The organism is Pseudomonas sp. (assembly GCF_049645325.1).
In the GTDB taxonomy this organism is placed as follows: Bacteria; Pseudomonadota; Gammaproteobacteria; order Pseudomonadales; family Pseudomonadaceae; genus Aquipseudomonas.
In genome coordinates this window covers 42,029-54,038 of sequence record NZ_JBARTQ010000638.1, presented here as the reverse complement: position 1 = coordinate 54,038, position 12,010 = coordinate 42,029, and the positions used below count along the sequence as shown (strand labels likewise).

Annotated in this window: 12 protein-coding genes; 5 read left to right on the top strand and 7 right to left on the bottom strand. The window is 61.9% G+C overall.

The features are described from left to right. Positions 1 to 92: 92 nt before the first annotated feature. Positions 93 to 446: a YkgJ family cysteine cluster protein gene (locus tag WBB95_RS27290; protein WP_003176897.1), complete on the bottom strand. Its 354-nt coding sequence runs from the start codon at positions 444 to 446 to the stop codon at positions 93 to 95. 115 nt (positions 447 to 561) lie between these two features. Between WBB95_RS27290 and WBB95_RS27285 the strand changes: the two genes are divergently transcribed. Further along, positions 562 to 1,854, top strand: coding sequence for an NAD(P)/FAD-dependent oxidoreductase (locus tag WBB95_RS27285; RefSeq protein WP_424490397.1), 1,293 nt, complete (start codon positions 562 to 564; stop codon positions 1,852 to 1,854). Between the two features lies 1 nt (position 1,855). On the opposite strand, the gene WBB95_RS27280 is transcribed toward WBB95_RS27285, so the two are convergent. After that, positions 1,856 to 2,080, bottom strand: coding sequence for a DUF1127 domain-containing protein (locus WBB95_RS27280; protein ID WP_424490399.1), 225 nt, complete (start codon positions 2,078 to 2,080; stop codon positions 1,856 to 1,858). Between the two features lie 166 nt (positions 2,081 to 2,246). Here WBB95_RS27280 and WBB95_RS27275 point away from each other — a divergent pair, with 166 nt between their 5' ends. Beyond that, complete coding sequence (locus WBB95_RS27275) at positions 2,247 to 3,671, top strand: PLP-dependent aminotransferase family protein (protein ID WP_424490396.1); 1,425 nt, start codon at positions 2,247 to 2,249, stop codon at positions 3,669 to 3,671. Positions 3,672 to 3,733: 62 nt separating this feature from the next. Next, entirely contained in the window at positions 3,734 to 5,302 is a 1,569-nt protein-coding gene (locus WBB95_RS27270) for a phospholipase D family protein (protein ID WP_424490395.1), read from the top strand. A 59-nt stretch (positions 5,303 to 5,361) separates the two neighbouring features. Here WBB95_RS27270 and WBB95_RS27265 read toward each other — a convergent pair whose 3' ends face one another. Together WBB95_RS27265 and WBB95_RS27260 are read right to left on the bottom strand one after the other, a co-directional pair. Further along, on the bottom strand, positions 5,362 to 6,504 hold the full coding sequence (locus tag WBB95_RS27265) for an MFS transporter (protein WP_424490394.1): 1,143 nt from the start codon (positions 6,502 to 6,504) through the stop codon (positions 5,362 to 5,364). 179 nt (positions 6,505 to 6,683) lie between these two features. Beyond that, positions 6,684 to 8,177: an aldehyde dehydrogenase gene (locus WBB95_RS27260; RefSeq protein WP_424490393.1), complete on the bottom strand. Its 1,494-nt coding sequence runs from the start codon at positions 8,175 to 8,177 to the stop codon at positions 6,684 to 6,686. 230 nt (positions 8,178 to 8,407) lie between these two features. Between WBB95_RS27260 and WBB95_RS27255 the strand changes: the two genes are divergently transcribed. Beyond that, complete coding sequence (locus WBB95_RS27255) at positions 8,408 to 8,770, top strand: cupin domain-containing protein (RefSeq protein ID WP_119737234.1); 363 nt, start codon at positions 8,408 to 8,410, stop codon at positions 8,768 to 8,770. A 71-nt stretch (positions 8,771 to 8,841) separates the two neighbouring features. On the opposite strand, the gene rpmG is transcribed toward WBB95_RS27255, so the two are convergent. Both rpmG and rpmB read right to left on the bottom strand, forming a co-directional pair. Further along, on the bottom strand, positions 8,842 to 8,997 hold the full coding sequence (rpmG, locus tag WBB95_RS27250) for a 50S ribosomal protein L33 (protein ID WP_003176906.1): 156 nt from the start codon (positions 8,995 to 8,997) through the stop codon (positions 8,842 to 8,844). Between the two features lie 11 nt (positions 8,998 to 9,008). Continuing rightward, positions 9,009 to 9,242, bottom strand: a complete 234-nt coding sequence (rpmB, locus tag WBB95_RS27245; RefSeq protein ID WP_003176907.1) for a 50S ribosomal protein L28 — start codon at positions 9,240 to 9,242, stop codon at positions 9,009 to 9,011. Between the two features lie 458 nt (positions 9,243 to 9,700). On the opposite strand from rpmB, the gene WBB95_RS27240 reads away from it, so the two are divergent. Continuing rightward, entirely contained in the window at positions 9,701 to 11,293 is a 1,593-nt protein-coding gene (locus tag WBB95_RS27240; RefSeq protein ID WP_424490392.1) for an ABC transporter substrate-binding protein, read from the top strand. 28 nt (positions 11,294 to 11,321) lie between these two features. On the opposite strand, the gene radC is transcribed toward WBB95_RS27240, so the two are convergent. Further along, positions 11,322 to 11,996: a RadC family protein gene (radC, locus tag WBB95_RS27235; protein WP_424490391.1), complete on the bottom strand. Its 675-nt coding sequence runs from the start codon at positions 11,994 to 11,996 to the stop codon at positions 11,322 to 11,324. Positions 11,997 to 12,010: the final 14 nt, after the last annotated feature.

The following is a 12,010-nucleotide window of genomic DNA, read 5'->3' as shown; positions in this document are numbered from 1 at the left end:
GAGCTGGCTTGCCTGCGATGGCGGTGAATCAGTCAGCACACGGGGCCTGGCACACCGCTTTCGCAGGCAAGCCAGCTCCCCCATTGACCGCGTTAAACCAGCACCTGCCGTGTACTCGCCATGTATTCATGAATCTGCTTCTCCACCCGAGGGTGAATCAGCTCCACCGGCCCGCGGCCATTGGGGCATGGCAACGTCTTGGTAGTGCCGAACAACCGACAGATCAGCGGCCGCTCGTCGTACACCGTGCAGCCGTTGGGGCCCAGGTGCACACAGTTCAGCTCATCCATGGCCGCGTCCTGCTCGGCAGCCGTCTTGCGCGGCAGGCGCGACATTTCCTCGGGCGAAGTAGTCACCGGCCCACAGCAGTCGTGGCAACCGGGGACACACTCGAACGAAGGAATCTGTCGGCGCAGGGCGCTGATTTTCTGACTGTTGCAACTCATCGAAACACATACCGAACGGCGAATAAGTGTGGATTCTGCCGCAAAAAGCCCTGCGCAGACAGCTTCGTCCGACCGCTGTATCCTGCGTCAAATTTTCCAAACAGGGAGCCTCCCCATGACCGCCAGCGCCCGGCACACCGCTTCCTACTACGCCGCCAGCAGCGTGCCGCAACCCGATTACCCGGTGTTGACGGGCGAAGTGCGCGCCGATGTGTGCGTGATTGGCGGCGGTTATTCGGGGCTTAACACCGCCCTGGAGCTGGCCGAACGTGGCTTCAGCGTGGTGTTGCTGGAAGCGCGCAGGATCGGCTGGGGCGCCAGCGGGCGTAACGGCGGCCAGTTGATTCGCGGCGTCGGCCATGGCCTGGACCAGTTCGCCAATGTGATCGGCACCGACGGCGTGCGCCAGATGAAGTTGATGGGCCTGGAAGCGGTGGAAATCGTGCGCGAGCGCATTGAGCGCTACCAGATCCCCTGCGACCTGACTTGGGGCTACTGCGACCTCGCCAACAAACCGCGCGACCTCGCGGGCCTCGCCGACGATGCCGAAGAACTGCGCAGCCTCGGTTATCGCCATGAGGTGCGGTTGCTGCAGGCGGGCGAAATGAGCAGCGTCATCGGCTCCGAACGCTACGTGGGCGGCATGATCGACATGGGCTCCGGCCACCTGCACCCGCTGAACCTGGCGCTCGGTGAAGCAGCCGTCGCCCAACAGTTGGGCGCGAAGTTGTTTGAACAGTCCGAAGTGACGCGCATCGACTACGGCCCCGAGGTCAACGTGCACACGGCGCTGGGCAATGTGCGCGCCAAGACCCTGGTGCTGGCCTGCAACGCCTACCTCAATGGCCTGAACGCCCAGCTCAGCGGCAAAGTACTGCCCGCCGGCAGTTACATCATCGCCACCGAGCCATTGAGCGAAGCACAGGCCGCCCACTTGCTGCCGCAAAACATGGCCGTGTGTGACCAACGCGTGACGGTGGATTACTTCCGGCTTTCCGCCGACCGCCGCCTGTTGTTCGGCGGCGCCTGCCACTATTCCGGACGCGACCCGCTGGACATCGGCGCCTACATGCGGCCGAAAATGCTCAAGGTATTCCCGCAGCTGGCCGAGGTTAAAATCGACTATCAGTGGGGCGGCATGATCGGCATCGGCGCCAACCGTTTGCCGCAGATAGGCCGGCTGGCGGACCAACCCAACGTGTATTACGCCCAAGCCTATGCAGGCCATGGCCTCAATGCCACGCACCTGGCCGGCAAACTGCTGGCCGAAGCCATCAGCGGCCAGCAACAGGGTCGTTTCGATCTCTTTGCCCAGGTGCCACACATCACGTTCCCTGGCGGCAAGCACTTGCGCTCGCCTTTGCTGGCCTTTGGGATGCTCTGGCACCGTCTCAAAGAGTGGCTGTGAATCAGCCGCGCCAGAAGGGCTTCACGCCTTCCCGACGCGCCTGTTCGGCGGTCAGCCCGATGTCGCGCAACTGCTCGCAGGTCAGGGTCAGCAACGCCTTGCGGGAATGACGACGGTGCCAGAACACGCCCCAGCGGCTGTGGCTCGGCGCCGACATGGCGCGCTCCTGCCCCGCGTCCAACTCCTGACTGTGTAATGCCAACCGCACATCGCTCATGCCGCTCATTTTGCTGCCCCTCATTTACGTGTTGCCATGAGTGACTAGAGTGCGCGAGCGGGCAAAACCATTACAGATCCAACCCTTCCTTATTAAATCCATACAGACACTGCCTATCGACGCCTGAATCCTGTATTTTTGCCCTATCTGTACTGGTCCGCCGGGAGCGAACGCCATGACCCTTTACGTCAACCTCGCCGAATTGTTGGGCACGCGCATCGAACAGGGCTTCTATCGCCCCGGCGATCGCTTGCCCTCCGTACGGGCGTTGAGTGTGGAACACGGGGTGAGCCTGAGCACCGTGCAGCAGGCCTATCGTTTGCTCGAAGATAACGGCCTGGCAATGCCCAAGCCCAAGTCCGGCTATTTTGTGCCCGTGGGGCGCGAGCTGCCGGCCCTGCCCGAAGTGGGTCGCCCCGCCCAGCGCCCGGTGGAAATCTCCCAGTGGGACCAGGTGCTTGAACTGATTCGCGCCGTGCCGCGCAAAGACGTCATACAGATGGGCCGGGGCATGCCGGATGTGCTGTCGCCCACCCTCAAACCGCTGCTGCGCAGCCTGGCGAGGGTCAGCCGCCGCCAGGATCTGCCGGGGCTGTATTACGACAATATCCTTGGCTGTATGGAACTGCGTGAGCAAATCGCCCGGCTGTCTCTGGATTCCGGTTGCCAACTCACCGCCGAAGACATTGTGGTGACCACCGGCTGCCACGAGGCGCTGTCCGCGAGCATCCATGCCATTTGCGAGCCGGGCGATATCGTCGCGGTGGACTCGCCGAGCTTCCACGGCGCCATGCAAACCCTCAAGGGCCTGGGCATGAAAGCCCTGGAAATCCCCACCGACCCCATCACCGGGATCAGCCTCGAAGCCTTGGAATTGGCCCTGGAACAATGGCCGATCAAAGTCATCCAGCTGACGCCCAACTGCAACAACCCGCTCGGTTACATCATGCCCGAGGCGCGCAAGCGGGCGCTGTTGACCCTGGCCCAGCGCTTCGACGTGGCGATCATCGAAGACGATGTGTATGGCGAACTGGCCTACAGCTACCCACGCCCGCGCACGATCAAATCCTTCGACGAAGACGGCCGCGTGCTGCTGTGCAGCTCGTTCTCGAAGACCCTCGCGCCCGGGCTGCGTATCGGCTGGGTCGCACCGGGGCGGTACCTGGAACGGGTGCTGCACATGAAATACATCAGCACCGGCTCAACAGCCACACAGCCGCAGATCGCGATTGCCGAATTCCTCAAGAACGGTCATTTCGAACCGCACTTGCGCCGGATGCGCACGCAATACCAGCGCAATCGCGACTTGATGCTCGATTGGGTCAGCCGCTATTTCCCCGCTGGCACCCGCGCCAGCCGTCCGCAAGGCAGCTTCATGCTGTGGATCGAGCTACCGGAGGGTTTTGACACCCTCAAGCTCAACCGCTTGCTGGTGGAACAAGGCGTCCAGGTGGCCGTAGGCAGCATCTTTTCGGCGTCGGGCAAATACCGGAACTGCCTGCGCATGAACTACGCTGCCAAGCCGACCCCGCAGATCGAAGAAGCCGTGCGCAAGGTCGGGGTCGCCGCCACCAGGATGCTGGCCGAGGCGGCGGACTGACCTTTCACGGGAAATAGCCGTCATATGCCCACAACCGCCCTGACCTGGAAGCAGCGCCCTTGATGATCCGACGGCTTTTACCGTTTTTCCTGCTGGGCGCCCTGGCTCTGGGCGGCTGCGCCACGACCGATGTGCCGCGCATTCCCAGCGACGCCTTGCCCGCTGCGCAATCATCCTTCGGCCGCTCGATCCAGGCGCAAGCGGCACCCTATCAGGGCCGCTCCGGCTTTCGCCTGCTGCCCAACAGCAGCGAGGCCTTCATGGCCCGCGCCGAGCTGATCCGCAATGCCCAGACCAGCCTCGACCTGCAGTACTACATCGTCCACGACGGCATCAGCACCCGCATGCTCGTGGACGAACTGCTCAAGGCTGCCGACCGCGGCGTGCGCATCCGCATCCTGCTGGACGACACCACCAGCGATGGCCTCGACCAAATCATCGCCACTCTCGCCGCCCACCCCAAGATCGAGATTCGCCTGTTCAACCCGCTGCACTTGGGGCGCAGCACCGGCGTGACGCGGGCCATGGGACGCCTGTTCAACCTGTCACTGCAACACCGGCGCATGCACAACAAACTGTGGCTGGCGGACAACAGTGTGGCCATCGTCGGCGGGCGCAATTTGGGCGATGAGTATTTCGACGCCGAGCCCAACCTGAACTTCACCGATATCGACATGCTCAGCGTCGGGCCAGTGGCCGAGCAGCTCGGGCACAGTTTCGACCAGTACTGGAACAGCGCCCTGAGCAAGCCTATCGATGAGTTCGTCTCCAACTTGCCATCCAAAGGCGACCTCACCGCTGCGCGCGTCCGCCTAGAGGCGTCGCTGGCCGACTCGCGCCAGCAAAACCATGCGCTGTACAACCGCTTGCGCACCTACAAGACCCAACCGCGAATGGACATCTGGCGCCGCGAGCTGATCTGGGCCTGGAACCAGGCGCTGTGGGATGCGCCGAGCAAGGTACTGGCCACGGCCGAGCCGGACCCGCACCTGTTGCTGACCACGCAATTGGCGCCGGAACTGGAAGGCGTCAACCACGAGCTGATCATGATCTCGGCGTACTTTGTGCCAGGGCAACCCGGGCTGGTGTACCTCACCGGCCGGGCGGATGCGGGCGTGTCGGTGAGCCTGCTGACCAATTCGCTGGAGGCCACCGACGTGCCGGCGGTACACGGAGGCTATGCGCCCTATCGCAAGGCGTTGCTGGAGCACGGCGTGAAGCTTTACGAACTGCGCCGCCAGCCGGGCGACCCCAGCGCAGGCAGCGGCCCGCACCTGTTTCGCCGAGGCGCCTTCCATGGCTCGGACTCCAGCCTGCACAGCAAGGCAATGATCTTTGATCGGGAGAAGTCGTTTATCGGTTCGTTCAACTTCGACCCACGCTCGGTGCTGTGGAATACCGAAGTCGGCGTGCTGGTGGACAGCCCGGAGCTGGCAGAACACGTGCGCAACCTGGCACTGCAAGGCATGGCGCCCGCCTTGAGCTACGAGGCCAAGCTGCAGGACGGCCAGGTAGTGTGGGTGACTGAAGACAACGGCCAATTGCACACCCTGACCCGCGAACCGGGCAGTTGGTGGCGCAGGTTCAATGCCTGGTTTGCCACCAGCGTCGGCCTGGAGCGCATGCTTTAGGCGCGATGAAAATCAACTGTGGACGCAAGCCAGCTGCCACAGTTGATTACCTTTCAAGGTCAGGCCGGTTGGGCGGCGCCAAATGCACCTTGGCGCAGCAACAGCACCACCAGCCCCAGCGCGCCAGCCGCCATCAACAACGGCAGCGCGTGCCCGCTGATCCATTGGCTGCCAGCACCCGCCACCAGTGGCCCGATCAGGCAGCCAATCCCCCACAGCTGCGCGATGTGAGCGTTGGCGCGCACCAGCGCATCGTCGCGGTAGCGCTCGCCGATCAGAATCAACGACAAGGTGAACAACCCACCCGCGCTGGCCCCGAAGATCACCCACACGGGCCAGATCAGCACGCTGTGCAACGCCAGCGGAATCGCCAGGCTCGACGCGAGCAGCAACACCGCACAGCTCAAGAACAACGTGCGGCGTGGCAAGTAATCGGCCAGCGCACCGATCGGCAATTGCAGCAGTGCATCGCCGACCACCACCGTGCTGACCATCGCCAAGGCGATCTCGGCGGTAAAGCCCTGTTGCAGGCAATACACCGGCAGCAGCGTGAGAATCATCGCTTCGAACGCGGCGAACAACGCCACGGCCCAGGCAATCGCCGGCAGGCTCAGGCAAAAGCGCCACAGGTCGCCGAACGTCACGCTGAAGGACTCGGCCGTCGGTGCGCCGGAACGGCCCAACAGCAACAGCGGCGCAACCATCAGCAAGCCCACGCCCACCCAGAACCCATAATCATGGTCGGTGCCCAGCACGCCCAGCAGCAAAGGCCCCGACAATTGGCTCAAGGCATAACTGCAGCCATACAGCGCCACCAAACGGCCACGCCACTGCTCCACCACCAGTTGGTTGATCCAGCTTTCACCGAGGATAAACACGATGGTCAGGATCACGCCGATCATCAGCCGCAGCACCAGCCACACCGGGTAACTGGGCAAGATTGCCAACAAGCCGATGGACACGGCGCCGGCCCAGAGGCACAACCGCATCAGGTTGGCGGTGCCCAGCCATGAGGCCATCCGGCTGGAAACCTTGGCCCCCAGCAGTACGCCAAAAGCTGGCATGGCCGCCATCACGCCGATGGCGAAACTACCATAGCCCCAGCCTTCGAGGCGCAGGGACACCAGCGGCATGCTCACGCCCAGGGCCAGGCCGACGCTGAGCACCGAGGCCAGCACGGCGAAATAGGTCGCCCAACGCATTTCCACGCTCCTGTGGAGTATTTTCAGGGTTGTAAACGAACTGTAGGAGCGAGCTTGTGTGGGAGCCGGGCTTGCCCGCGATGCAGGCACCTCGGTGTGTCAGTCACACCTCGGTGATGCTATCGCAGGCAAGCCAGCTCCCACACAGGCTCGCTCCTACAGGGGATCAGTGCTGTTGCTTACAGTTTGATCCAGGTCGACTTCAGCTCGGTGTACTTGTCGAACGCGTGCAGCGACTTGTCGCGACCGTTACCCGACTGCTTGAAGCCACCAAACGGTGCGGTCATGTCGCCGCCGTCGTACTGGTTGACCCACACGCTACCGGCGCGCAAGGCCTTGGCGGTCAGGTGCGCCTTGGAGATGTTCGACGTCCACACTGCAGCGGCCAGGCCATAGACAGTGTCGTTGGCAATGGCGACAGCTTCTTCAGCCGTGTCGAAGGTGATCACCGACAGTACCGGGCCGAAGATCTCTTCCTGGGCGATCTTCATGGCGTTGGTCACGCCGTCGAAAATCGTCGGTTCGACGTAAGTGCCACCGGTTTCTTCCAGCGTGCGCTTGCCGCCAGCCACCAGCTTGGCGCCGTCGGCGTGGCCCGCCTCGATGTACGACAGCACCGTGTTCATCTGCTGGGTGTCCACCAGGGCGCCGACGTTGGTCGCCGGGTCCAGCGGGTTGCCCGGCTTCCAGCCCTTGAGGGCCTCGATCACCAGCGGCAGGAATGTGTCCTTGATGGAGCGCTCGACGAGCAAGCGCGAGCCGGCAGTGCAGACTTCGCCCTGGTTGAACGCAATCGCGCCAGCGGCGGATTCTGCGGCAGCTTGCAGGTCCGGGGCATCGGCGAACACGATGTTCGGGCTCTTGCCGCCCGCTTCCAGCCACACGCGCTTCATGTTCGACTCACCGGAGCGGATCAACAGCTGCTTGGCGATCTTGGTCGAACCGGTGAACACCAGAGTGTCGACGTCCATGTGCACCGCCAGCGCATTGCCCACGGTGTGGCCGTAACCCGGCAGCACGTTCAGTACGCCTTTTGGAATGCCGGCTTCAACCGCCAGGGCCGCGATACGGATGGCGGTCAGCGGGGATTTTTCGGACGGTTTGAGGATCACCGAGTTACCGGTGGACAGCGCCGGGCCAAGTTTCCAGCAGGCCATCATCAGGGGGAAGTTCCACGGCACGATGGCGCCCACCACGCCGACCGGCTCACGGGTCACGAGGCCCAACTGGTTGTGCGGGGTAGCGGCAACTTCGTCGTAGATCTTGTCGATGGCCTCGCCGCTCCAGCTCAGCGCGTTGGCTGCGCCGGGGACGTCGATGCCGAGGGAGTCGCTGATCGGCTTGCCCATGTCCAGGGTTTCGAGCAGCGCCAGCTCTTCGGCATTGGCATTGAGCAACGCCGCGAAACGCAGCATGACGGCTTTGCGTTTGGCCGGCGCAAGGCGCGACCACACACCGGAATTGAAGGTGGCGCGCGCGTTTTCCACGGCGCGCTGGGCGTCGGCAACGTCACAGCTGGCAACGGTGGCCAGCAGGCGGCCATCGACCGGGCTGATGCATTCGAACGTGTCACCGGAAACAGCGGCGGTGTACTCGCCATTGATGTAGGCGCGGCCTTCGATCTTCAGATCCTTGGCGCGTTGTTCCCAGTCGGCACGGGTCAGGGTGGTCATGCGAGTGTCCTCCTCTTATTGAATAAAAGGGCCAGGTGATGTCCCCCGGCAGCCTCAAAGAATTCTTGCCCGGCCAGCCTGCTGTTCGGCTCAAGGCAGCTGCCACCCTAAACCAGCGGCTGGGGATGTTTCAATATATTTGACATAACGCCGGTAAACACCCTTGCGATGTTCATTTTAATAAACATAGACTTTGGGCTCTCCAACCGCAGGCCAGACGGGACACGCACATGAGCATCCAGGACATCGTCGACTTCAGCCAAGCCAACACCGCCCCAGAGCGCTACCGCCCTGCCGCCGAAAAAGTCCTCAAGGGCGATCCCGAGCAAACGCTCTACAACCACTACAACAGCCCATGCGGCCAGATGAGCGCGGGTGTGTGGGAAGGTGAAGTCGGGCAATGGAAGGTCAATTACACCGAGCACGAGTACTGCGAGATTGTGCAGGGTGTTTCAGTGCTGCGTGATGCCGACGGCAACGCCAAGACCTTGCGCGCCGGCGACCGCTTTGTGATACCCGCCGGGTTCAGCGGCACCTGGGAAGTGCTGGAGCCGTGCCGCAAGATCTACGTGGTGTTCGAACAGAAAGCCTGATCGGCAAATTCCAGGCAAAAAAAAGCCCGACTCGTGAGAGACGGGCTTTTTTTCACAAGGAGGAAAATCAATTACTTGATTTTGCCTTCTTTGTAGATCACGTGCTTGCGAACGCGCGGGTCGAACATTTTCTTTTCGAGCTTGTCCGGGGTAGTACGCTTGTTCTTGTCGGTAGTGTAGAAGTGACCAGTACCGGCGCTAGAGATCATTCGAATCAATTCACGCATGATAGAGCTCCTTAGATCTTGCCAGCGGCACGGATTTCGGCCAGCACGACAGTGATGCCACGCTTGTCGATGATGCGCATGCCTTTAGCGGATACGCGCAGACGGACAAAACGTTTCTCTTCTTCAACCCAGAAGCGGTGATGCTGCAGGTTTGGCAGGAAACGACGACGGGTTTTGTTATTTGCGTGGGAAATGTTATTCCCAGTCACCGGACCCTTACCGGTAACTTGACATACTCTCGACATGCCTCAGCCCTCTAAAACCACATGCCCAACCCGGCATGGGTTGGCCGCTTAATCTCTCAGTCATTTGGCGCCAGGCGCCGCGTTTCTTTAAGGGTCTTACCGGCTACACCTACAGTGAAGGAACCGGGCCCCTAGAAAAGAGCGCTGCTTTATACCAGAAAGACCCCGGTGCAACAACAGCCCGTGAGTTTTTACCGGCGTAAATCTCGGCGGCAGACGCCTGAACCGTTGCCACTGGGGGCCGCTGTCACAGCCGACCACTCGTCGCACAGAATGATTTGCAGCGCCCGCGCGCACCGAAAAGTGCACAGCGAAACGCGCTGAGGCGCCATCAAAACAGCATTTGAGGCAAAAGCACAGGCAAAAATGGGCTAGTCATTTATCAATCAGACCTCTACGGTAGGACTTTTCCAGACTGCACTCGCAGATGGGCCTTCGATCTGCAAAGGAAACCGAATATGCGCCTCGCTGCCCTGCCGCTATTGCTTGCCCCTCTATTTATCGCCCCGGCGGCCTTTGCGGCCACCAATTTGAGCGTCTGCACCGAGGCCAGCCCCGAAGGGTTCGATGTGGTGCAATACAACTCGCTGACCACCACCAACGCCTCGGCCGACGTGCTGATGAACCGCCTGGTGGACTACGACGCCGTCAGCGGCAAGCTGGTGCCAAGCTTGGCAGACAGCTGGGACGTTTCGCCGGATGGCCTGACGTACACCTTCAAGCTGCACCCGGACGTGAAATTCCACCGCACCGAGTATTTCACCCCAAGCCGCACCCTGACCGCCGAAGACGTGCGCTTCAGCTTTGAACGCATGCTCGACCCGGCCAACCCGTGGCACAAGATCGCCCAGAGCGGCTTCCCCCACGCGCAGTCCCTGCAATTGCCGACACTGGTCAAGAAGATCGACGCGCTAGACCCACTGACCGTGCGCTTTACCCTCGACCATGCCGACTCCACCTTCCTCGCCGCGCTGAGCATGGGGTTCGCCTCGATCTACCCAGCTGAATACGCCGACAAACTGCTCAAGGCCGGCACGCCGGAGAAGCTCAACAGTCAGCCAGTCGGCACCGGGCCTTTTGTTTTCGTGCGCTTCCAGAAAGACGCCGTGGTGCGCTACAAAGCCAACCCGGACTACTTCGCCGGCAAACCGCCTGTGGATAACTTGATCTTTGCCATCACCCCCGACGCCAACGTACGCCTGCAGAAACTGCACCGGGATGAATGCCAGATCGCCCTGTCGCCCAAACCCCTGGATGTAGGCGAAGCCGAAAAAGACCCGGCGCTGAAGGTCGAGAAAACCGCTGCCTTCATGACCGCGTTTGTCGCGATCAACAGCCAGCACCCGCCGCTGGACAAGCCGGAAGTGCGCCAGGCAATCAACTTGGCGTTCGACAAAACCAGCTACCTCAAAGCCGTGTTTGAAGGCACCGCCGAAGCCGCCAATGGCGTGTACCCACCCAATACTTGGAGCTACGCCAAGGATTTGCCGGGTTATCCACAGGACATCGCCAAGGCCAAATCCCTGCTGCAACGGGCCGGGCTCAAGGATGGCTTCAAGACCACGATCTGGACCCGCCCCACCGGCAGCCTGCTGAACCCCAACCCTAACCTCGGCGCACAGCTATTGCAGGCAGACCTGGCCAAGGTCGGCATCCAGGCCGAGATCCGCGTGATCGAGTGGGGCGAGCTCATTCGCCGCGCCAAGGCCGGCGAACATGACCTGCTGTTCATGGGCTGGGCTGGCGACAACGGCGACCCGGATAACTTCCTGACCCCGCAATTCTCCTGCGCGGCCGTCAAATCCGGCACCAACTTCGCCCGCTACTGCGACCCGGCACTGGACAAACTGATCAGCGCCGGCAAGACCACCAGCGAACAAGGCGTGCGCAGCAAGCTGTATCAGCAGGCCCAGGCGCAGATCCAGCAGCAGGCCTTGTGGTTGCCGCTGGCGCACCCGACCGCCTTTGCCCTGGCACGCAAGAATGTCGAGGGTTACCAGGTGAGCCCATTCGGGCGCCAGGACTTCTCCAAGGTCAGCGTCAAGCCTTGAGACTCAACCCCGCCCTGACCGGGCGGGGTTACATCCAGCCGAATTCCGCCATCGACAACGGGTCGCCATCGCCCACGATGATGTGGTCCAGCACCCGCACATCCACGACTTCCAGGGCTTTTTGCAGCAAATTGGTCAATTTTCGATCAGCCGCACTCGGCTCGACGCTTCCGGAAGGATGGTTGTGACACAGGATCAATGCCGCGGCGTTGTAAGCCAGGGCGCGCTTGACCACCTGCCTTGGGTAAACAACGGCGGTGTCGATGGTGCCTTGAAACAACGCTTCAAAGCCCAGCACCCGGTGTTTTGAGTCGAGAAACAGGCAGCCGAAGATCTCGTGGGGTTCATGGCGTAACAGCGCCTTGAGGTAGTCGCGCACAGCCAAGGGGCTTTCCAGCACAGAGTCAGTGCGCAGGCGTTCAGCCATGTGCCGCCGAGACATTTCCAACACCGCCTGCAACTGGGCAAACTTCGCCGGCCCCAGCCCCAAATGCTGGCTGAACAGCGTCTGGCTGGCCTCCAGCAGAGGGCGAAGGCCACCGAACTGCGCCAACAAATGGCGCGCCAAGTCGACCGCGCTGCGCCCGGAAACCCCGGTACGCAGGAAGATAGCCAGCAGTTCGGCGTCGGACAGACTCGCTGCGCCCCATTCCAACAGTTTCTCCCGTGGACGCTCTGCCACAGGCCAATCGCGAATACTCATCCCTGCTCCCATTC